This window comes from Dokdonia sp. LLG6352-1 (assembly GCF_045055815.1).
GTDB classification, from domain to species: domain Bacteria; phylum Bacteroidota; class Bacteroidia; order Flavobacteriales; family Flavobacteriaceae; genus Dokdonia; species Dokdonia donghaensis.
The window spans coordinates 1,373,020-1,395,970 of record NZ_CP159329.1 but is presented as its reverse complement, the minus strand read 5'-3'; the positions used below and the strand labels follow the sequence as shown (position 1 = coordinate 1,395,970).

At 38.4% G+C, this 22,951-nt stretch carries 17 protein-coding genes; 8 read left to right on the top strand and 9 right to left on the bottom strand.

The features are described 5' to 3' along the window. From ABVM49_RS06325 to ABVM49_RS06315, 3 genes are read right to left on the bottom strand one after another with little or no spacing between them, the layout of a single operon-like run. Positions 1-1,167 carry an efflux RND transporter periplasmic adaptor subunit gene (locus ABVM49_RS06325; protein ID WP_405203661.1) on the bottom strand — a complete coding sequence of 389 codons (1,167 nt, stop codon included), beginning with the start codon at positions 1,165-1,167 and terminating at the stop codon, positions 1-3. Between the two features lie 47 nt (positions 1,168-1,214). Further along, positions 1,215-2,555 carry a TolC family protein gene (locus tag ABVM49_RS06320; protein WP_405203509.1) on the bottom strand — a complete coding sequence of 447 codons (1,341 nt, stop codon included), beginning with the start codon at positions 2,553-2,555 and terminating at the stop codon, positions 1,215-1,217. Then, the gene (locus ABVM49_RS06315; protein ID WP_035325746.1) at positions 2,555-3,160 is read right to left on the bottom strand and encodes a TetR/AcrR family transcriptional regulator; all 606 of its coding nucleotides are present in this window, start codon (positions 3,158-3,160) and stop codon (positions 2,555-2,557) included. Before ABVM49_RS06315 ends, ABVM49_RS06320 begins: the two co-directional genes overlap by 1 nt. 161 nt (positions 3,161-3,321) lie before the next feature. On the opposite strand from ABVM49_RS06315, the gene ABVM49_RS06310 reads away from it, so the two are divergent. Continuing rightward, on the top strand, positions 3,322-4,296 hold the full coding sequence (locus tag ABVM49_RS06310; protein ID WP_405203508.1) for a polyprenyl synthetase family protein: 975 nt from the start codon (positions 3,322-3,324) through the stop codon (positions 4,294-4,296). Positions 4,297-4,399: 103 nt separating this feature from the next. Beyond that, positions 4,400-5,818 (top strand): CotH kinase family protein, encoded by a 1,419-nt coding sequence (locus tag ABVM49_RS06305; RefSeq protein WP_405203507.1) that lies wholly within the window; start codon positions 4,400-4,402, stop codon positions 5,816-5,818. Positions 5,819-5,833: 15 nt separating this feature from the next. Here ABVM49_RS06305 and folK read toward each other — a convergent pair whose 3' ends face one another. Further along, positions 5,834-6,952 (bottom strand): 2-amino-4-hydroxy-6-hydroxymethyldihydropteridine diphosphokinase, encoded by a 1,119-nt coding sequence (gene folK, locus ABVM49_RS06300; RefSeq protein ID WP_405203505.1) that lies wholly within the window; start codon positions 6,950-6,952, stop codon positions 5,834-5,836. A gap of 96 nt (positions 6,953-7,048) precedes the next feature. Here folK and ABVM49_RS06295 point away from each other — a divergent pair, with 96 nt between their 5' ends. Continuing rightward, a complete protein-coding gene (locus ABVM49_RS06295; protein WP_405203504.1) occupies positions 7,049-7,762 on the top strand; it encodes a queuosine precursor transporter in 714 nt (237 codons plus the stop codon). Between the two features lie 54 nt (positions 7,763-7,816). Beyond that, positions 7,817-10,498, top strand: coding sequence for an AsmA-like C-terminal region-containing protein (locus tag ABVM49_RS06290; RefSeq protein WP_405203503.1), 2,682 nt, complete (start codon positions 7,817-7,819; stop codon positions 10,496-10,498). 62 nt (positions 10,499-10,560) lie between these two features. On the opposite strand, the gene ABVM49_RS06285 is transcribed toward ABVM49_RS06290, so the two are convergent. The 3 genes from ABVM49_RS06285 to der form a co-directional block, all read right to left on the bottom strand. Continuing rightward, entirely contained in the window at positions 10,561-11,478 is a 918-nt protein-coding gene (locus ABVM49_RS06285) for a patatin family protein (RefSeq protein ID WP_405203502.1), read from the bottom strand. A 75-nt stretch (positions 11,479-11,553) separates the two neighbouring features. Beyond that, positions 11,554-14,334, bottom strand: a complete 2,781-nt coding sequence (locus tag ABVM49_RS06280) for an outer membrane beta-barrel protein (RefSeq protein WP_405203500.1) — start codon at positions 14,332-14,334, stop codon at positions 11,554-11,556. A 238-nt stretch (positions 14,335-14,572) separates the two neighbouring features. After that, positions 14,573-15,880 carry a ribosome biogenesis GTPase Der gene (gene der / locus ABVM49_RS06275; RefSeq protein WP_405203499.1) on the bottom strand — a complete coding sequence of 436 codons (1,308 nt, stop codon included), beginning with the start codon at positions 15,878-15,880 and terminating at the stop codon, positions 14,573-14,575. Between the two features lie 176 nt (positions 15,881-16,056). Between der and ABVM49_RS06270 the strand changes: the two genes are divergently transcribed. Then, entirely contained in the window at positions 16,057-16,671 is a 615-nt protein-coding gene (locus ABVM49_RS06270) for a LysE family transporter (RefSeq protein ID WP_405203498.1), read from the top strand. A gap of 49 nt (positions 16,672-16,720) precedes the next feature. After that, positions 16,721-17,335 carry a LysE family translocator gene (locus tag ABVM49_RS06265; RefSeq protein ID WP_405203496.1) on the top strand — a complete coding sequence of 205 codons (615 nt, stop codon included), beginning with the start codon at positions 16,721-16,723 and terminating at the stop codon, positions 17,333-17,335. Here the strand turns inward: ABVM49_RS06265 and ABVM49_RS06260 are convergent. Beyond that, positions 17,328-18,125 (bottom strand): DUF2797 domain-containing protein, encoded by a 798-nt coding sequence (locus tag ABVM49_RS06260; RefSeq protein ID WP_405203495.1) that lies wholly within the window; start codon positions 18,123-18,125, stop codon positions 17,328-17,330. The two genes, ABVM49_RS06265 and ABVM49_RS06260, sit on opposite strands and share 8 nt — an antisense overlap. A 100-nt stretch (positions 18,126-18,225) precedes the next feature. Here ABVM49_RS06260 and ABVM49_RS06255 point away from each other — a divergent pair, with 100 nt between their 5' ends. Both ABVM49_RS06255 and ABVM49_RS06250 read left to right on the top strand, forming a co-directional pair. After that, positions 18,226-19,737, top strand: a complete 1,512-nt coding sequence (locus tag ABVM49_RS06255) for a GH3 auxin-responsive promoter family protein (RefSeq protein WP_405203494.1) — start codon at positions 18,226-18,228, stop codon at positions 19,735-19,737. Positions 19,738-19,896: 159 nt separating this feature from the next. Further along, positions 19,897-21,510 carry an OmpA family protein gene (locus ABVM49_RS06250; RefSeq protein ID WP_405203492.1) on the top strand — a complete coding sequence of 538 codons (1,614 nt, stop codon included), beginning with the start codon at positions 19,897-19,899 and terminating at the stop codon, positions 21,508-21,510. Positions 21,511-21,672: 162 nt separating this feature from the next. Here ABVM49_RS06250 and clpX read toward each other — a convergent pair whose 3' ends face one another. Then, a complete protein-coding gene (gene clpX / locus ABVM49_RS06245; RefSeq protein WP_035325769.1) occupies positions 21,673-22,905 on the bottom strand; it encodes an ATP-dependent Clp protease ATP-binding subunit ClpX in 1,233 nt (410 codons plus the stop codon). Positions 22,906-22,951 lie beyond the last annotated feature (46 nt).

Here is a 22,951-nt window from a genome sequence, read left to right as displayed (position 1 = left end):
TTAGTATGTTAAGATTTTTACTGGCTGGTTATCTTTTACAGATCTCGCACCTTCTACAATGATTTTATCTCCCACTTCTAGACCAGATAGTACTTCTATGTTAGATCCTTGTGATTTACCTGTAGTGATGATTTTTTGCTGTGCTACCATTTCGTCCGCTTTCGCGAAAGCGGTATACACAAATTGCTCACCAGCTGCATTTTCATTAATCACATTGAGAGGGATTAAAATTGCACTTTCTGCCGTGTAATCGTTGATAGAAAGTCTCGCTGTAAGATTAGGTTTTACCTTTCCATCCTTATTAGGAACGTCTACTTCTATCGCAAAACTTCTGTTTGATGGCTTGATATAATTACCCGTCTGGCGCACGGTAGTCTCTACCGACTCTCCTAGTACTGGAAACTCTACTTTTACCTTTTTACCAGCAGTTACTGTAGGTAGGTAGCTTTCTGGAATCTCTGCCGCCACATACATATTATCCAGATTTACGATTCTGAATAATGCCATACCTGGAGCAACCACTGTACCTTGGTCTGTAATCACCTCATCTATTACTCCAGAAAAAGGAGCTGTAACCGTTGTTTTACCCAGCTGACTTCTAATCTGGCTCACCATATTTTGTGATGACTCATATTGTGTTTTTGCTTGCAGGTATTGTATTTCTGACCCTATTTTTTGATCCCAAAGACGTTGCTGGCGCTCAAAAGTAGTTTTTGCAAGTGCTAGTTGAGATTCCATCTGGGCTACTTGACTGCTTAGGCCACCGTCATCTATACGAGCCAGTGTTTGCCCTTTTTGCACGCGCTGTCCTTCTTTTACAACCACACGAGATAAGGTACCTTGATACTCTGGGTAGATAAGTACATTTTGCTTAGTCTCTACATTACCTTGCACCTCTATAAAGTGATTAAACAAGGTGTCTTTTACCGTCATTGTGGTAATAAGAACCTCTTTTTTCTCTCTAGGATTCTTTTTTTCTAGCACCTTTTCTATTTGTGCTAGTTGATCATTTGTCGCTGCGACATCTGCCTTAAGTGCTTCTTGTTTTGCCTGTAACTCCTCTACAGATCCAGACTCTAGAAGGGCTTCTACAGATTTCTCGTTACTGTCTCCACCGCAAGAGGCTAGCGCGATACTTAAGATGGCAAGTGTGATATATTTTTTCATCATTGTTCTATTACTGATTGGTACTATTTGGATTTTCTTTTTAAAAACTAGTTGTTTGTATAGTTAGGCACATTAAGAATAGTCTCTAGCTCTGCTTTTGTGGTTACAATTTGTAGCATTGCCTGTATTAATTCTTGCTGTACTTGGTATAGCTGCGTTTGTGCTTGTCTTAAATCAAAACTCGTACTAAGCCCTTCTCTAAACTTTACTTGGTTTTTATTTTCAATGCGCTCTGCAAGTTTGATGTTTTCTAGCGCAGTGTTGTAGTTATCTATCGCAAGCTCGTGATCACTTTTTGCAGAGGCATAAGCAAGTTTTATCTGTTGCTCTGTCTCCTCTCTTTGTGTTGCTGCTTGATCTAGCGCAATCTCTGCCTGCGCTGTTCTTGCATTACGCATACCAGAACTAAAAATAGGGATGTTAAGCTGGAACCCAGTAATAGACTGTGCAAACCACTTCTCATCACTATCAAAAAAGTTAAACTCGTTACGTCCTGCAAAGGTTCCTACGTTTATAAATGCTCCTAGTGTAGGTAAGGCCTTGCTCTTTTCTAGCTTAAGCTCTAGTGCTCTTTGCTCATTAAGATTATTTACAATCTTATAGTCTACATTTTGCTCAATGTTAAGCGTATCATTAAGTAATCCTAGTGCTGGAACAGCAAGTGACTCTAGACTATCTTTAAGAACTGTCTCCTCATCTACGCCTACACCTATTGCGAGATTAAACATTTGCTTTGCAATCACCACCATACGCTTTGCATTTGCACGCTGATTTTGAAGCGATAAATATGTGATTTGTAACTGCTCTACATCTTCCTCTTCTGCAAAACCGTTTTCAAAAATGAGTTTTGTTTCCTTGAGGTTATCTTCTAGGTTTGCAATGTTTCTATCTAAAATTGCTACACTTTCTTGTGCAAGTAGCACACCGCCGTATGCGTTTATGACTCCTTTGCGTACTTCGAGTTGTGTTTTTTCATTTGCATTTTTAGAATAGTCTAGAAAGGTCTTTGCTGCTTGTAGCCCTACAAGGTATGACCCATCAAAAATAAGCTGACTCAACGTAGCAGTGGCAGTAGCATTTTGCTGTGTTCCAAAAACTACGGGTATAAAAGTACCTGGCTCTCCTCCAGTAAACTCGGCTGGTATAAGCTGTGTAGGCTGCTTGATTTGATAATTATAATCTAGACTTGCGCTTACTTGTGGCAACCCACTCGCTGTGGTCTCCCACTTTTGCTTTATTGCCTTTGCGATATCACGACGGCTATTTATGGCTGTGTAGTTGCTATCTAGAGCAAAAGTCACAGCCTCTTCTACAGTAAAACTTCTAGTCTGTGCGGTCACACCTACACTAGCAAGAAGCATTAGCGCTATATATAATCTCTGTATCATTAGTTATGGTTAGATTTAATAAGTTTATTTAAAATTTTTCTACCCTTAGGGGTTACAATACCGCGTATGTGATACTCTAGATACATATCGTGTAAGTCTCCTACGGGAAAAGCAGATCTAGGGAAAATCGTCTCATCTTTAATACCTGTCATACCGGTGAAGTAAATGTTTACCACAAACGGCACACTTATTTCACTAATAAAAAGTCCTTGCTCTATACCTCTAAGTACATTTGTAGTCACACAGCTTTGCATATAGTCGTACTGACTCTTGCGTAATTCTTGATGTATTTTTGGATAGTATTTTTGGAGTTGATACATAGAAGAGGTGCGCTCACCATTTATATGCTCAAGAACATATTTTTTAATATCATAAAGCTCTTCTATAGGATTCATCTCACGCGCGCATATCCCATCTATTCCTCCACACACAGAAGTAAATATGTGTAAAGCACAGGCAGAGACAATAGCCTCCTTATTTTCATAATAGCTGTACACCGTCTTTTTAGACATTCCCATCTCACGGGCAATATCATCCATAGTAATGCTCTTAAATCCTTGATTTAAAAACAGTTCGGTGGCAGTTTTTAATAGTTGTTCTTTCATAGTCAAGGCACAAAGATACGTAGGAAACTTTTTTAGTTTTTAAAGTTTCCGTTAACTTTAGTTAAAATTTAACAACTGTAAGTTTTTACTGTACGCTTTCGCGAAAGCGTAATAGGGCATAATCTCCTTTTATCACTTATTTTTACAAAAAATTGCCATTTATGCACAGCATACCAGAATACACATCTATATTTTTAGAATACCTCAACAAGCACGCGCTAGAGAAGGAACCTAAAAATCTTTATGAGCCTATTAATTACATCTTACAACTAGGTGGTAAAAGATTGCGTCCAGTACTTACACTTATGGCGTGTGAGCTTTTTGAAAAAGACTATAAGGATGCACTAGATGCAGCGCTGGCAGTAGAGATTTTTCATAACTTCTCTCTAGTGCACGATGATATTATGGATGATGCACCCTTGAGACGCGGGGAAGAAACGGTGCACGAGAAGTGGGATATTAATACGGGTATTCTTTCTGGTGATGCAATGCTCATACGTGCCTACCAGCTTTTTGAAAATTATGAGGGAGCCACCTTTAAGGAGCTGGCAAAACTGTTTTCAAAAACAGCAATAGAGGTTTGTGAGGGGCAACAGTATGATGTAGATTTTGAGACGCGTGACGATGTGACCATCCCAGAATATATGAAGATGATTGAGTATAAAACCGCGGTTCTCGTAGGTGCTGCACTTAAAATGGGAGCTATTGTAGCTGGCGCATCAAAGAGTTGTCAAGAAGGTATTTATAACTACGGCCGTGATCTAGGACTGGCTTTTCAACTACAAGATGATTATCTAGATGCCTTTGGCGATCCAGAGAGTTTTGGAAAGCAAGTAGGAGGTGATATTATAGAAAACAAAAAAACATTTTTATACCTCACTGCCCTAGCAAATTCTAACAAGGATGATGCACAACAGCTAGAGCACTTTTTCTCTATCTCACCGGCAGATCCTACAGATAAAATAGAGACGGTAAAGCAACAATTTTTAGACTCAGGTGCCGCAAAAGCAACCGAAGAAGAAATATCTAAGTATACTCAAAAGGCGTTTACCGCACTTGATAATGTAGATATATCAGAAGATAAAAAGGAAACACTCAGGCTTTTTGGGCAAGGGCTTATGAAGCGCACATACTAGCGAGCATACCCCATTTACAAGCAGTCCTTACGTAAACTTTTAACTAAGAGTTTATTATGGCACTCCATTTGCTTAAATTTACGAGAACTAATCAATGTTACTCGTGAAGTATTTTCTATTTATTTTATTAGCCTCAGTAAGCCTATCTAGCTGTGCTCAAACTACCTGGCATAGTGAGCAACTTGCCATAGACGACTCGTTACAGATTGCCGTCATACAAATACCAGAAAATAGAAAGCTATCACAAACAGAGGTTTTCTCACTGGGTAATGATTCATACGCACTTACCCTACATAGTACAGACTCTATATACAGCGCAACTCACACCCTCGAGTTTAATAACAACACCTATAAAGCTTACATAACATCCCTACCGCTTATTACTATAAACGCTCCGCAAGAAATTGTAAATGAGCCTAAACGTATGAGTCGCATTGGGTATGCAGATGAGGAAATCGCATTTACAAGTTATGCCGGTATTGAGCTACGAGGTAGCAGTTCGCTTGTTTTTAAGAAGAAAACCTATGACCTCAACTTTTACAAAGACAGTCTAGGTTTTGAAAATCAAGACTACAAGCTGGCTGGAATGCGCTCTGATGATGACTGGATTCTGGATGGACTTTATAACGAGCCCTTACGTATGCGCTCTTTTATCTCACTTAATCTCTGGAATGATATCTACACACCACATTATCTAGATAAAGAACCTAAGGCAAAGGCTGGTGCGACCGCCGCTTATAGTGAGGTGTTTATAAATGGTCGCTACAAAGGTCTTTTCTTGCTACAGGAGCAGGTAGATCGGAAGCTAGTTAAGATAAAGAAAAACAAGGGTGATACCGTACGCGGTGAGATCTTTCAAGGGGCACGCTACCTGGGTGCCAGCTCCTTTGACTCTATACCTCCTGCAAAGAATTTTTTAGCCAGTTGGGGTGGTTATGATATAAAATACCCATCGCCTACTAATGCGCCTTGGGACAATGTATATCCTTTTACAGACTTTGTGGTTAATAGTGATGATGACGCTTTCGCGAAAGCGATCTCAAAACAATTTGTAATTGATAATGCTATAGATTACTTCTTATATATAAATGCCCTACGAGCACCAGATAATCTAGGAAAAAATCTCTACCTGATACGTTATGATGCAGGAGCGCCCTACTTTTATGCTCCTTGGGATCTGGACGGAACACTAGGCACCATTTACAGCGGAAAGCGTATTAATACCACAAACGACTTTTTAAGCAACGGACTATTAAGAAGGCTTATCGCCACAGATGCAGATGATTTTATTGCACGTTTTCAAGCGCGATGGCTCAACTTACGACAAGGAGTTTTAAGCGAAGAGCAGTTGCTCAAAAAACAAATGGATACCTATAAGCTACTAAAAGAAAAGAAGGTTTACGAGAGAGAAGCGCTCGTATGGGACACTTTTATTTATGAGGAAGAAGGCATTACATATATGCAAGAATGGACAAAAAAGCGCCTTGCCTTTTTGGACAAATACATTAGTGATTTAAAATAATAAGCGACTGTAAAACTAAGCAGTAAAAGAGTTAATCACCTTCAAAAAGTCTTCGCGGTTTTTTACAAAATCAAGATCTGAGATGTCTACAATCTTTACATTAAGATTATGCTGTCCCTTTATAAAATCTAAATACCCTTGATTGATTTTCTCTAGATACTCTGGAGCGATACTTTTCTCATAGCTACGGCCACGCTTCTTTATATTTTTAAGCAAACGCTCCGTGTTTTGATATAAGTACACATACAAGTCTGGTTGTGGCATATCTTTATACATCATCTCGTGGAGACGCTTGTACAGCCCATACTCCTCTTCTTGTAATGTCACTTGTGCAAAGATGAGCGATTTATATCGATCATAATCTGCGCACATAAAGTCTTTAAACAAATCAAACTGACCAATATCATCAAGCAATTGCTGATAGCGATCTGCCAGAAAAGACATTTCTAGAGGGAAGGCAAACCTATCTGGGTCTTTGTAAAATTTAGGTAAAAATGCATTGTCTTTAAATCGCTCTAAAATGAGCTTTGCATTAAACTCCTCAGAAATCATTGTAGCGAGACTTGTTTTACCAGCGCCTATATTACCTTCTATCGCTATATAATTGTAACCACCTAGATCTATACTGTCTTGTGGCTTCTTGAGCCACTTTGCTTGCTTTGTTAATGTGCTATCATCTTCACAGGCTTCTAGCAGCTCTGTAAAAGACTTATTAAAAACAGGAGCTACATCTTCTGCATTTATATCTACGAGCGGCTGCAATACAAAACGACGCTTAAGCATATGCGCGTGTGGTATGGTTAATCGCTCTGTTTGCTTGACAACATCGTCATATAGCAATATGTCTATATCGATATATCGTGATTGATATCCTTTTCCCTCTATTTTATCTCTGCCTAGTAACTTTTCTATAGCTTGCGTTGCATCTAGGAGCTTACTTGCAGATAATGATGTTTCCATCTTTACAGCACAGTTATGAAAATCTGCTCCATCAAAACCCCAAGCTGGGCTTTGATACACTGGTGAGATTTTGCGCACACGACCTACACGCTCAAAAAGCAATTGAATTGCATTATTGAGTGCCTCGTACGTATTACCTTGATTACTGCCTAATGATAAGTATATAGTATGCAATGAGATAGCTGTTCTAAGTTGGGCTTAAGATTTCACAACAAATTAAGGAAATCAAAATCACAATGCCCTAATTTTGAAATTGAAGTTATTAAGAAAATGAATCAAAACTCTAGTCACTTAAATTCAAAGGACTTACAACTAGCCTATCGTATCTATTTTATACTAGGTGCTCTTTTTATATGTGCCCTGGTGGTATCTAACCTTATATTTCAAAAATTCTTTAGTTGGGACTTTTTTGGCATTTATACTTTTGAGATTTCTGTAGGGATACTTCCCTACCCTATCACCTTTCTTATTACAGATATTGTAAGCGAGATTTACGGCAGAAAAAAAGCAAACCAGATGGTCACTGCTGGCATTTTTGCCTCTCTATTTTCACTACTCATCGTTTATGTGGCAAAAGTAGTTCCTGCTACTAGCTGGTCACCTGTAAGTGATAGTCTCTTTACCACCGTATTTGGTGCTACAGCGCTGGCAGTTTTTGCAAGTATGATGGCATACTTACTTGCACAATATGTAGATATACACATTTATCATTTTTGGAAACGAGTAACTAAGGGCAAACACCTCTGGCTCAGAAATAATTTCTCCACCTTTTTATCACAATTTATAGATACGGCAAGCGTGCTTTTACTCTTGTGCGCTTTTGGACTAATAGAGTGGAATTTATTTGGCGGACTATTATTAGGTGGATTCTTATTTAAAATTCTCGTAGCGGCATTCGACACACCGTTCCTTTATCTAGGTGTATGGTTATTTAAGAAACGTTTTAACCTTGAAGAAGGAGAAGAAATTAAGCTCCCTGTTTAAACAAGTATATTCACACTAAGGCAGATAGTAAAAGACAACATTAGAAAACAACAAATGAAAAAGATATTTAAAATTATAGGCATAGTAGTTCTTGTACTTGTTATCGTGCTGGCTGCTTCTCCATTTTTGTTTAGAGGAAAACTAGAAGACCTCCTCAAGCAAACCATAAACAATAACCTCAACGCTCAAGTAGAATGGTCTTCTCTGGATTTAAGCCTCTTTAGAAGTTTTCCTGATGCTACGGTTATAGTAAATGATTTTACGGTAGTAAACAACGCTCCATTTGCAGGTGACACACTTGCTAGTGGTAAAGAAATACGCATTGAGATGGGCGTTACCCAGCTCTTTAAAAACACCGCAGATGAGCCTATTGCTATAGGTGCACTATCACTTCTAGAAGCAAACGTACACGTACAAGTAGACTCCTTAGGTAATGCAAATTATGATATTGTAAAAGAGACACCGACTACAGAGACTACTACTGAGGAGAGCTCAGAACCTTTTGTTTTTAACTTACAAGAGTACAGCCTCATAGACTCAAAAATAATTTATGACGATCGCTCTACACAAACCCACTTAGAACTTACAGAGGTAAACCACACGGGTTCTGGAGATTTTTCGGCTATTGAGAGTGAGCTAGATACGAAGACCCACGCTGTAGTATCTTTTGATTATGGCGGCACACATTACTTAGACGGGCACGACCTCGACCTCGAGGCTGTAATCCAAATGGAGCTAGAAAAACAGAAGTATACTTTTAAGGAAAACTTAGCCAAAATAAACGAACTCCCACTAGAGTTTAATGGTTTTATAGAGCTTCTTGAAGATGGCAATCTTATGGACTTATCATTTAAAACACCTTCATCAGATTTTAAGAACTTTCTAGCCCTAATCCCTAAGGAATATAGAGCAAATCTCGATGGGGTGGAGACGAGTGGCGACTTTCGCGTAAGCGGAATTATAAAAGGTAAAACAACGGAGACTAACATCCCAAATCTTGATATTGAGATTGTGTCTAATAATGCTTCTTTTAAGTATCCTGATCTCCCTAAAAGAATGAACAACATCAATATAGATGTAAAGATTAAAAATGATACTGGCATTACAGAACTTACTTATATCGAGATAAACGACTTACGCTTTAAGATTGACCAAGACACCTTTACAGCAAAGGGAACACTTAAAAACTTGATGGGGAATATGCTTGTTAATCTTGACCTAGATGGTGCGCTAGACTTAGGTAACATTGACAAGGTGTATCCTCTTAATCTAGACCAGCCGCTGCAAGGTAGACTGGTTGCAGATGTGGTGACGAGTTTTGATATGAACGCTGTCGAGAAGCAACAGTATCAAAAAATAAAAAGCTCTGGTAATGCTACACTTAGTGACTTCACTTATAGCACTCCAGAACTGCCTAATCCCATTGCTATACAAAATGCAGATGTGAGTTTTAAAACCGGCAATATTGCACTTAACTCATTTGCAGCAACAAGTGGAACTTCAGATATCAATGCAACGGGATCTATAGAAAACCTCATCCCTTTCGTAATGTCTAAGGAAGATTTAAAAGGGCGTTTTGATGTGACCTCAAAGGTGTTTAATCTAGATGATTTTGCAACCAGCACTGCAACTACAACAGGCACTTCACCAGCCAGTACAGGCGAGAGTGATACCGCCATACAAATTCCAGATTTTCTAGATGCCTCTGTAAACTTTAATGCCGCAAAGGTAATTTATGATGGGCTAGAACTTAGTAACACAAAAGGTAGCGTGACCATTGCAAATGAGCAGGCATCATTAAGCAACCTTAACTCTGGCATCTTTGGCGGTGCGGCAGGACTCTCTGGATCTGTCACTACACGTGATGGCGCTCCTACTTTTAATATGACTGTAGACTTGAGCAGTATAGACATAGACCGCTCATTTAAGGAGCTCGAGATGCTGCAAGGACTTGCTCCTATTGCAAAGGCACTACAAGGCGCGCTCAATACCAAGATACAATTGCAGGGACAGCTGGATGACAACTTCAGCCCTATCCTTAGTACCATTTCTGGAAATGCCTTTGCAGAGATTTTGACCGCAGATGTTGATGCAGATAAAATGCCGCTTCTTAATCTCCTATCACAAAAACTTGATTTTATAAACCTTGACGACCTTAAACTAGACAAGCTCAAAACCAGCCTTACGTTTAATGATGGTCAGGTGGCTGTAAAGCCTTTTGATTTTAACGTAAAAGGAATTAATGTGCAGGTAAGCGGTGGACATAGCTTTACAAATGAGATGAACTACACGCTCAACCTTGATCTCCCTGCAAAATATCTAGGCGGAGACGTGAGCGGCTTACTCTCAAAACTTACAGATGCCGAAAAAGAAAGTATCCATATAGACGTTCCTGTTTCCCTTTCGGGAAATTTTACTGCGCCAAAGGTAGACCTTAACTTAAAAGCAGCTACCACTGCACTTACTAACCAGATTATAGAGATACAGAAGCAACGCGCAAAAGACAAAGTAGAAGACAAACTCACAGATGTGCTAGGAGGTCTATTAGGCGGAAACAAAACAACACCAAACACTACTGAGACAGATAGCACAACTACTGACACACAGACTCCTCAAAACACCACCACGACCCCAAAAGCCGAAGACGCTATTAAAGATGTTGCCACGGGAATATTAGGTGGTCTCTTTGGAAAAAAGAAAACTACAAAAGAAACAGTGAAGGATACGGTTAATTAATGAAGTAGTAACTCAAGTTATGATGTGGCGTATATATATTCCGCTTTCGCGAAAGCGGGATACTACCCCTCGTCATCTACCTTAATCTCGTTGAGCTCTTCGTTTTTGTACTTGGCATAGTCAAAACCACTCTTCCACCAGATTTTCATTTTTTCTTTATTAAAAATGAGCGAATTTGTAGTAAGTACCGTCGGTGTATAATAGAAGTTAATTATCGCCTCTTTTTGATTTGCAGCATATTTACCTATGGTAATATTTTGCTTTTCTATACGGTCCATCATAAAGCCGTGTAGATTGCTCAACAGGGAGAACACGTTAGTAGAAGGGAGATTATTATAATAAGTCACTTCTGTTTCTAATATGATTACATCAATTTCGGTTGCGCCGCGCTCTACAGCTTCTTTAATAGGCACAAGTGCGCCAAAACCTCCATCTGCATACTCGCATCCATTCTTTGAGGCGAGGCTCATAAAAGGGATATAATTACAAGACATCCAGACCCAGTCACAAAAATCTTCGTAAGTCTCTTCTTTACTGGATTTATATTCCGTTTTATGAAGTGAGAGATTAGAAACTGTGACTAGTACTTCTTTACCACTAGCCTGTAGCTGTTCATAATTTTGACGCGTAAAAGTTTTTTCTATAAGCTTGCGTAGCTTTTTACTTTCTCCAAAGGTTTTAGAGCCTTTTAAAAAATTGCGCAGTACGCTCCAGTGATCTATAGCAATAGATTGCTCGCCAAATTTATCTTTCTTTATTACAAAAGGACATACATTAAAAATGGCATTTTGATTTACAGAGGTGTATACCTCCTTTATCTTTTCGATATTTTGAAGCGCAAGATGAGGCACTAAAAGACTTCCTGTAGAGGTGCCTACAAGCATATCATAATCCTTTCCCATTTCTTGCATAAGGTATTGAGCAACACCGCCGCCAAAAGCGCCTTTACTTCCTCCTCCTGAAATGACTAATGCTCGCATACCTCGTTTTAACTAATAGCTAGTCGAAAATAAGGTTTTTAAATTACAAATAGTTTTACGCTTTCGCGAAAGCGTCTAAAAGAACATTATCCCACCATTATCTGTCTCGCCTTTTTTACCTAGCGTATTAAACTTCCAGCTCAAACTAAGCATAAAATACTGTTGCAATACGGTACTCTGTACGTCTTGTATAAAGTTTGCATTTGCCGTACGACGGGCGTTTGTGTTTTGATCAAGCACGTCATACACCTTAAGTGTAGCTGTTGCTCTTTCTTTGGCAAAAGAGTATGCTAGTGTTGAGTTCCAGAACAAAGCACTTTGCTGAAAGTCACTTGCAATATTAGGGTTATAGTTATAGTTTATCTCATTACGCCATTCCCAGTTTTTTGGTACAAAAAGAGCCGTACTCAAGCGCAATGTGTGCGACACAAACTCTTGATCATCAAATGCATCTAGACCAAACTCAGTTTTTGAAAATGAAATGTTATAACTAGGGCGAACCTCAAAGAGGTCTTTCCAAGTAAAGGTCACATTTACTCTTGGGGTGAGTGATCTTGTTTTACTTGCATACTTCACGTCATTATTGAAGTTTACATTACGGCCAAAGTTCCCGTAAATACCTCCACCATATTTTATGGTTCTTAGTGAATCTATCTTGAGCGTTTTATTATAACCACCACCGGCTCCTACGTTATAATTACCATCTACATTTTCATAAGTAGTGGTGCGCACAAGGTTTTCATCTATGGTAGTTTTATTTACCACGGCATCATTTGTAACACTACCATTACCGTTTAAGTACCAGCCACCCCCTTTCTGGAAGTCAAAATTATTAAACCCTCCATAAAAATTATAGACATTAGAAGGTGATAAATCTGGATTACCCACAGTGATATTAAGTGGGTCTGACACATCTACAAAAGGATTGAGCTGTTGCACATCTGGCGGACTATTACTCTTACTCACACTGGCATATAAAGATGCCTTTGGGCTAAAACGATAGTTGATATAAGAGTCTAGTTCTAGCGCTTCAAAATTTTCCTTTACGTTAAGTTCTGGGCGCAGGTTATCTGTATTTTCTAGTGTTCTAAAGACATAACCTGCTCCAAAGTTTATATTAAACTTTTCTGTGTTATAATTAAGCCCCAACTTAGGTGTTGTGCGCATATTGCGTCCCTCAAAGTCTGTGCTTAACGCCTCATTAAGTGTGCTATACTGCTGCGTGTTTTCATCAAAATCAAAAGTGGTTCTTGATCGCTTTCGGCTATCATCACGATGCCCAAAATCTGCATCTAGAAATAACTTTTTTGCAATAAGGGGTATGCGGTATGTAAAGTTAAGATTGTATCCATCCAGCTTAGTCTCACCATCTGTAACCTGGTTGCGCTCTATAAGCTCTGGAGCATCTCCTAGTATGGCAGTATTAGAGACTATAAAATCTTCACTCTCTTGTCTGTTTATTTCGTTCTGAAGACGAGCACGCACGTAGGCTCCTTTGTCACCCCACTTTTTTGTAATACTTAATGTGTTTTCAAAATTCTTCCCTTGATCTTTTATAAAGTTTGCATTATCAGACTGGTTGATAAGATCCCCATTTTCATCAAGAGACTCTTCATCACGAGTATAGCGCGTCTCACTCTTTGCGTAAGAAAACTTAGGGCGTATGTTTATGAGAATAGTAGAATCCTTCTTAATATTTATAGTTGCATTTGCACTATGATTATCAGAGTTTGAATCACTTCTTGAGTTGCTATTTGTAAAAAAACGACGATCTGGCAAGATGTTCTCACGCTCGATACGTGTCTCGTCAAAAGAGTTTGCTGCAGAGTAGAAGTAATCCATACTCGCATCAAAACCTTTTGCATACTCATCTGTATAATTTGTCCCGATGCTGCGACTGTTTGTAATACCCTGGCCACCACCAAAACTGCGCCCGTCTATACCAAAACTTCCATTACCGTTAAAGTAAACACTTCTCCCGCCGCCAAACATCTTGCGTATCTCCCCAAAGCTAAAACCAGCCTCGTTTATATTATTACCTCCAGCAAGTACACTTATGCGCCTGTCATTATCAAAAGCATTTACAATACCCGCATACTCAAAGCGTTCATCTGTACCAGCACCAGCAGCTACACGACCAAAAACGCCCTTGTTCTTCTCTTCAGAGATGGTCAGATTTATGGTTTTATTCTCTTGATCACCATCTTCACCAGCAAAGGCCTCGTCATCTGTTTTTGTATCTACCACTTGTATCTTTTCTACCATCTCCTTAGTAAGGTTACGTGTAGCTACTGTAGGATCATCGCCAAAAAAGGGTTTCCCATTTACAAGTATCTGGTTAACTTCCTTACCATTTACTAAGATTTTACCATCTTCATCTACCTCAACACCTGGCAGCTCCTTGAGAAGGTCCTCAATATTTGCATCTTTTTTTGTTTTGAAAGAGGATACGTTAAACTCTAAAGTATCTTTTTTTACAGTAATGGGGGCTCTACTTTTTACCACAACCTCTCCCAGTGTGTTAGTCGCAAGCCCCACTTCTATAACACCTAAAGAAATATCACCCGCACTAAGGTCTACTTGCTTGCTATAATTTTCATACCCTAAAAAAGATATATTAACTCGAGCATCCTTTTCTTGGGCTCTTCCTTCTAAGGTAAAAGCTCCATTTTGATTTGTGATGGTGTACGTGATGAGCGTACTGTCTTTTACGGTTTCAAGAAAAACGGTAGCAGCCTCAAGTGGCTCTTTTGATTCCTTGTCTGTGAGTGTACCTGTAACTGAGAAGTTTTGCGCTTTCGCGAAAGCTGAAACTAATAGAAGTCCAACTAAGATTACTAAATGACGTAATTGCATTGTACTGATTAATTGATGAGTACGTAAATAACCAACCTTTTAGTGAGAAGTTTTAGCAGGATATTGTTTTTAATATAATTTTAACAATTTGAGATACTCCTTAAAAAAAGGTCTTGAGTGATTCTTTCTATACACGCTTTCGCGAAAGCGTAAAAAACACACAACTGAAACTAAATCAAGTATCTAAAACAAAAAAAGCGACCTATAGAGGTCGCTTTTCTTATATATAAAAGTGGTTTTACTTCTTTCTAAAGTAAATAGAAATAGGCACTCCAGAGAAGTCGTAAGCTGCTCGAAGTTTATTTTCTAAAAATCTTCTGTAACCTTCTTTAAGGTATTGCGGCAAGTTACAGAACAACGCAAACTGTGGTTGCGGTGTAGGTAGCTGCATACAGTACTTGATTTTTACATATTTACCCTTAATAGCCGGTGGAGGGAATGCCTCTACTAGCGGTAAGAAAAACTCATTAAGCTCACTGGTCTTGATACGTTTTGTTTTACTCTCGTAAACTTTTACGGCAGTCTCAATAGCTTTAAAAATACGCTGTTTCTCAAGCACAGAGATAAATACAATAGGTACATCTGTAAATGGCTCTATTTGCTGTCTTATGTGCTTTTCAAATTCTTTCATTGTGTTAGTCTTCTTTTCTACAAGGTCCCACTTGTTTACTAAGATTACTATTCCTTTTCTGTTGCGTTCTGCAAGCCAGAATATATTTTGCACCTGGCCGTCAAAGCCTCTTGTTGCATCTACTACAAGTAGTACAACATCTGCGTGCTCAATAGCACGTACAGACCTCATCACAGAGTAAAACTCAAGATCTTCTTTTACCTTAGCCTTACGACGTATACCTGCCGTGTCTACAAGGTTAAATTCAAAACCGTAGCGATTATACTTTGTATCCATCGCATCACGAGTGGTTCCTGCAATATCTGTTACGATATAACGCTCCTCACCTATTAATGCATTTATAAAAGAAGATTTACCTGCATTAGGACGACCTACTACCGCAAAGCGTGGTAGCTCATCTTCTTCGCTTTCTTCTTCTTTTTCTGGTAATGCCTTAACTACAGCATCCAGAAGATCTCCTGTACCACTACCATTTGTAGCAGCAATGGTATAAAAATCACCAAGACCAAGATTATAAAACTCTACAGCATCTGCTGCACGCTTATTATTATCTACTTTATTTACAGCAAGAAAAATAGGCTTCTTAGATCTACGTAGTAAGTTTGCGACCTCTTCATCCATCCCAGTGATACCGTGCTCTACATCTACCATAAAGATGATAGCATCTGCCTCATCTATGGCAAGCTCTACTTGCTTGTCTATCTCTGCTTCAAAAATGTCGTCACTTCCCACAACATATCCACCAGTATCTATAACTGTAAACTCGCGTCCATTCCAATCTGTTTTTCCGTAGTGGCGATCTCTGGTCACACCACTCACGGCATCAACAATTGCCTCACGACGTTGCACTAACCGATTAAAAAAAGTGGATTTCCCTACATTAGGGCGCCCCACAATAGCTACTATGGTACTCATTGTAAAATTTTTAGGTCTGCAAAGATAGGCTTTTAAAAAGGACAAAGAGATGGTAAACAACGTAAATACATCGTCACATAATGGACTAAGGATTACTTAAAATGCTAATGATATGATAAACTTAATGAGAACTAGGTGTCTATAATTTAATTTTGCATCCTTATAACACACTTTAATTGATTTTACTCTTATTACTCCTTGGTTTTGGGATTGCCCTAGTCGCTACAATTATCCCTAGCGCGACTAATTTACTTGTACTCAAAAAAGCTACAGGCGGCAGCATATTTAAAGCGATGTTTGTTGCATACGGAGCTGCACTGGGTGAAACTATTGTAGCAGGGTTTGCTATAAGTTTTGGTTTTTTAGTAAAAAAGCTCTACCAAGATTATTTATGGATACAGATTGCTTTTGTAGTATTAATGCTCTTAGCTGGTATCTTACTTATTCTAAAAAAATCCAGCTCACAAACCTCAGAAGATGAAGCGCATCAAAACTTTGGCACTGGTTTCTTACTTGGCTTTTTAAACATCCCTATGTTTATTTTTTGGGTAGCCGTGCTGTCTTCTATTTCGAGCTATGTATTTATAGGCAAAAACTCCCCATGGAGTGTTATACTCTCTTTTCTTTCGGGAGTTCTAATAGGAAAAGTTGTGATGCTTTATGCATATGCAAGACTGAGTGATTTTTTTTCAAAGAAGTTTTCTAATCTTGAAAATAAGATGAATATAGTGATAGGTATTGTACTTATAAGTGCTGCTGTCTTTCAATCCATAAAGCTTATTACTGCATAAATAAGCGCATATAGCGTAAGTTTTTTAGTATGACAACTACTAATGCTTTATGATTATTCTTGCTTTCATCATAGGCTTTACAGCTACAGTTATGGGTGCACTGCCACCAGGAGCATCAAACCTTGCAGTGATTAAGGCACGAGTAAAAGGTTCTTATCAAGATGCTGTAAAGTTGAGCTATGGCGCAGGCCTAGGTGAGTCACTACTTGCACTTACTGCTTTAAGCTTTGGGATGGTTGTACAAGAGTTTATCTCTATGAACTACTGGGTACAATATCTCGTTGCATTTTTACTTGCCCTTGTAGGCGTCTATTTTATAGTAAAGAAGCATTCTCAAAAAAATCCAAAACCAAGAAAACAATCTCAATACTTTGTAGGCTTTATTTTGAGCTTTATAAATCCTCCCGTTTTAATCTATTGGGTAGTTGTGTTTTCACTACTACGTAAATGGATGCTCAACACCGGGTCCAATCCTTATCTATGGACCATTTTATTGCTTGCAGGCGTGTTCTTAGGTAAAATAGCCACACTCTTGATGTATAGCAAGTTTGGTTCTCATATTAAACAAAGGTCTACCTCTAGCCCTAATTCTCTTAATCGTTACATAGGGATCACACTTATTGTACTCTCGGTGATACAGCTCGTAAAACTAGTAGTTAGTTAAGAATCTCTAGTCGCACTACATAACCCTCCCAGCTACGCACGTTAAAAACAGTGTCGTCTTCAAAAATGAGGTATTGCCCCTTTATGCCTTTAAGAGTTCCCTCGTATGCAGGTGTTTTATCTAAGTTAAGTGTCTTAAGTTTTTCTGGGTAACGCTCTACTGGAAAGTGCACGTGCGTCTCCTCGTTAGTAGGGATAAAATATTGCTTTGCTTCTTCTGGTATATATTGTTTTAATGCTTCTCGATGCTCTTTAAGATCTACATCTTCTATGTCATTTTTAAGCATTTTACGCCAGTTTGTTTTGTCAGAAATGTGTTCCTTTAATGCAAGTTCTGTAATACCTGCAAGGTAGCGGTTAGGTACTTCTACAATTTCTATAGCCTCGTGTGCACCTTGATCAATCCATCTTGTAGGCACTTGGGTTTTACGAGTCACGCCTACTTTTACATTGCTAGAATTTGCTAGATAAACTATGTGCGGTTGCAGTTGCACGCTTTGCTCATAAGCGAGATCGCGATCTTCTTCTCCTAGATGCGCTTTAGACAGTTCTGGCTTCATTATCCACTCTGCAGCTTGAGGTACTTTATAAAAGTCATCATAGCAATATCCTTGTCTAAAAATCTTTTTATTCTCCCCACAGGCAAGGCACTCATATTTTACAAACTCGATATGCAGTCTCTTATTGAGCAACTGATTCACCTGTATAAAATCACCTTCCATCACGAGGTAATAATTTATAGGATCTGTATGCTCCGTTTGCATTTTCTTGAGGACACCTTGGTATTGCATTTATAAGAATTTTGATTACTGCATTGTATAAAAAAGGTTAAATTAGCTTTCGCGAAAGCAAAAAAACAACCCATCACACACGTGTAAATATACCAACTTTATGCCGATCCCTTTAGTGCATTCTATTGCTTCTTGGTTCTTAAAAAAGCGCATTCACCAGATGGAGCTTTTTATGAAATACCCAGCCGAAGTGCAGGAAGAATTGCGCGCAAAACTTATCGATAAAGCAAAGGATACCGAGATAGGTAAAAAGTATGATTTTAGATCTATACGTAGTTATAATGACTTCGCCCAGACGATCCCCATCACCTCTTATGAGGAGAATCAAGCTTATATAGAAAGAAGTCGCAAAGGAGAGTCTAACATCTTATGGCCTACCCCTATAAAATGGTTTGCACAAAGTAGTGGCACTACAAATGCACGAAGTAAGTATATACCCGTAAGTCCAGAGTCGCTAGAAGATTGTCATTATGCAGCAAGTAAAGATTTACTCTGTATGTATCTCAATAATAATGAAGGTTCTCACTTATTTTCTGGCAAAGGGTTACGCTTAGGTGGTAGTAAGCAATTATACCAGGATAATGGTACTGTATATGGTGACCTTTCTGCCATACTTATAGATAATATGCCTTTCTGGGCAGAATTTAGCAGTACTCCTAATCACGACATTTCATTGTTAAGTGACTGGGAAGTGAAAATGCAAGCTATTGTAGACGAGACCATACAGCAAGATGTAACCAGTCTAGCAGGTGTCCCATCGTGGATGCTTGTACTACTCAATAATGTACTAGTAACTACGGGAAAAGACAGTATACTAGACATCTGGCCTAACTTAGAAGTTTACTTTCACGGAGGGGTGAATTTTGATCCTTACCTTAATCAATATCAAAAAATTATACCATCAGATTCTTTTAAGTATTATGAGATTTATAATGCCTCTGAAGGATTTTTTGCCATACAAGGGCAAAATGACTCAAAAGAGTTGCTTCTTATGCTAGATTACGGGATATTTTATGAGTTTATCCCTATGAACACCTACGGAACGCTTGATCAAAAAATCATCCCTCTAAGTGAGGTAGAAGCTGGCGTAAACTATGCAATTGTTATTACGACAAACGCAGGTTTATGGAGGTATAAAATAGGTGATACGGTGCGTTTTACTTCTACCAGTCCATATAAAATTAAAGTAACTGGTAGGACAAAACATCATATTAATGTCTTTGGCGAAGAGCTTATCATAGAAAATGCAGAACAGGCTCTTAAAAAAGCCACACAAGAGACTGGCTGTGAAATAAAGGATTATACAGCTGCCCCTATATTTATGGATGGTAAAGAAAAAGGTGCTCACGAGTGGGTTATAGAGTTTAAAAATCCTCCAGAAGATATGACGTTATTTAATACCCAACTTGATCTAGCGCTGCAAGAGGTAAATAGCGACTACCAAGCCAAACGTTTTAATAACACTACGCTTAATGCTCCAAAAATACACGCAGCTCGAGAGAACCTCTTTTATGACTGGTTACGAGAGAATAATAAGCTAGGAGGACAACATAAAGTCCCTAGATTATCTAATAAACGTGACTTTATTGAAGCTCTACTACATATCAATTAATTACCAAAACACGTAGGGAGCTACTTGAAAAATTATGCTTTTTTAGTCGCTCATCGGCAAAAAACACCTTCTTATCTAAAAGTCAGGCTTTTACTTTATTCTTAGGGATATCACTCTTAATTTAGAGCAATGCGATTCCCCAGAATCATAATTAAGGAGATGAAAACAACGCTAACTTTTTTTACAGTTACAGCTTTATTGCTTTGCACATTTACAGCACTAGGTCAAGATCAATTAACCTATACTGCACTTGCTGATAATGTAGCAAATTATAGTGCTGAAGAAAAACCCTTCTACGGTGATAATGGTTTTAAGTTTGAAACCTTTAACACTGGTATTAACTCAAAATATTCTGACTACGGCATAGGCTTCTTTAGAGAGAAATTTATTTCATTTTCTGCTCGTAAAATAGGTGGTCTTGCAAAAAAGGATCCCATATCAAATGAACCATATACTAAGTTATATTGCTCAGACATCACCTATGATTATGACTTGAAAAGACCTTTATTATTCTCTTCTATTTTAAATCGCAATGACAATCTAGGTACCCTTGCCTTTTCTCAAGATGGTAACACCCTATATTTTACACAGAGCAAAGAAGATCATACACAAAGCTTTGAACTTTATCGCGCAGAGATGAATCCAGAGCGTGAAGGTGAGTGGATAAATATCACTGCACTATCTGTAAATGGAGACTACTCAGTTGAAAACCCTCATTTAAGCAGAAATGGAGAGTGGCTTTACTTCTCTTCAAATAAACCAGAAGCTATAGGAGGTTTTGACATTTTTAGAATTGCAGTAAAAGACAATGAACTTATAGGAAAAGCAGAAAGGATTGAGGGTAGTGTGAACACTGTTCTTGATGAGAAGTTTCCGCAAACTTCTCTTGATGGCAAGTACCTTTACTTTTCTTCAAAAGGACACGATAGTCAAGGTGGTTATGACATCTTTAGGTCAAGAAAATCTAAGCTTGGTTTTGTTTCTACAAGAAACTTAGGAAGCACCATTAACTCTCCAAAGGATGAAGTTGCCTTTATACAGGCAAATGAGAATATAGGTTATATGACCTCAAACAGAGATGGCGGTAATGGAGGTTATGATATTTATAAAATAGAAGAATCTATACTAGCACTGAGTGTTGCAGGAAAAGTGATAGATGCAGAGACAGAGATTGCGCTAGCAAACGCCACAGTTGCTCTACTTGATGATTATGGCGAGGAAGTAGCAAGTGTACGCTCTAATATAGATGGTAGTTATAACTTTCCTGTAGAAGGGTTTGTAAACTATACGGTTATTGCTTATAAAGATAGATTTGAAACTACTCGAGAGACGTTTAACACAGCCGCTCAAGAGGATAAAATATTTGTCAAAAACCTGATACTTGAGGCAACTCCAGCCCCAATAGTCAAAACAGCAGAAAAAACTATTATTAAAATAGACAATATTCTTTTTGACTTGGATAGCGCAAAAATCAAAGAAATCTCAACTATAACCCTTAATACGGTCGTTGCAGCTCTCAAAGCAAATCCAGAATTGAAAATTGCAATAAATGCACATACAGATGCACAAGGTAGTGCAAGTTATAATAAAAGGCTATCTATGCGAAGAGCAGCCTCTGCGATGGAATATCTGTTAAGTAAAGGAATTTCAAAAGACAGGTTATCATCTCAAGGCTTTGGAGAAGAACAACTACTTATAAATTGCACATCGTGTACTCCTCAAGAAAATGAACTTAACAGACGTATAGAGTTTGTAGTAATTTCTAAAGAGTAACAATTACAATAGCAATCACTACGTGATGTAATGATTGTAAAGCAGCTATCAGTTGGGGGACCGATAGCTGTTTTTTTATGTTTACTTGGTACGCTTAAAACAAAAAAAGAAGCATCCTTGTCAGGATGCTTCTTTTAATACAATCTGTTATACTTTTTACAGCTATGAAGCTGCTTTAAGCTTTTTGAGCGTAGACTTATTAAGTTTACCCTCTGCATAGGTCTTAGTCACATTAAGCGACTTCTCATCTGAGCTAGGTAGATCAAACATTGCATCTGTTAGTATAGCCTCACATAAGCTACGTAGCCCTCTAGCTCCTAGTTTATATTCTATAGCCTTATCAACGAGATAATCTAGCGCATCATCTGTAATGCTAAACTCTATATCATCCATCGCAAAAAGCTTCTTATATTGCTTTATAATCGCATTTTTAGGCTCTGTAAGAATTGCTCTAAGCGTTCCTGCATCAAGCGGGTTCATATGAGTTAATACAGGGAGTCTACCTATAATTTCTGGTATAAGACCAAAATCCTTTAGATCTTTAGGTATAATATACTTGAGCATATTATCCTTCTCCAGAGCCTCATCGCTTTTACTTGCTACAAATCCCATAGCCTGCATATTGAGACGCTTAGAGATATGACGCTCTATACCGTCAAAAGCTCCACCAGCTATAAATAAGATATGCTCAGTATTTACTTCTATAAACTTCTGGTCTGGGTGCTTACGTCCTCCCTTAGGTGGTACGTTTACAACCGTTCCTTCTAGTAATTTTAATAACGCTTGCTGCACACCTTCACCACTTACATCACGAGTAATAGATGGGTTATCACTCTTACGAGCAATTTTATCTATCTCATCTATAAATACAATACCGCGTTGAGCTTTCTCTAGGTTATAGTCTGCTGCTTGTAACAAGCGAGTTAAGATACTCTCTACATCTTCACCTACATAACCAGCCTCTGTAAGAACCGTTGCATCTACTATAGCAAGTGGCACGTTAAGCATACGTGCCACTGTTTTTGCTATAAGCGTCTTACCGGTACCAGTTTGTCCCACCATCACGATGTTACTTTTCTGGATCTCGATATCATCATCTGTAGCTGGTTGTAACAATCTCTTGTAGTGATTATAAACCGCTACAGACATTACTCTTTTTGTAAATTCTTGACCTATCACATACTCATCAAGAAACGACTTTATCTCTTGTGGTTTCTTTAACTTGAGTTCTCCTTCAAGATCATTTGTAGCTACATCCTTAGACTCTTCTATAACAATACCGTGAGCCTGCTCGATACATCTATCACATATGTGTGCATCTAGCCCCGCAATAAGCAGGTTAGTCTCTGGTTTTTTTCTGCCACAAAATGAACATTCTAAATCTTCCTTTGCCATTCTATTTACTATTTTGACTTGAATTACGCTTTCGCGAAAGCGTAAA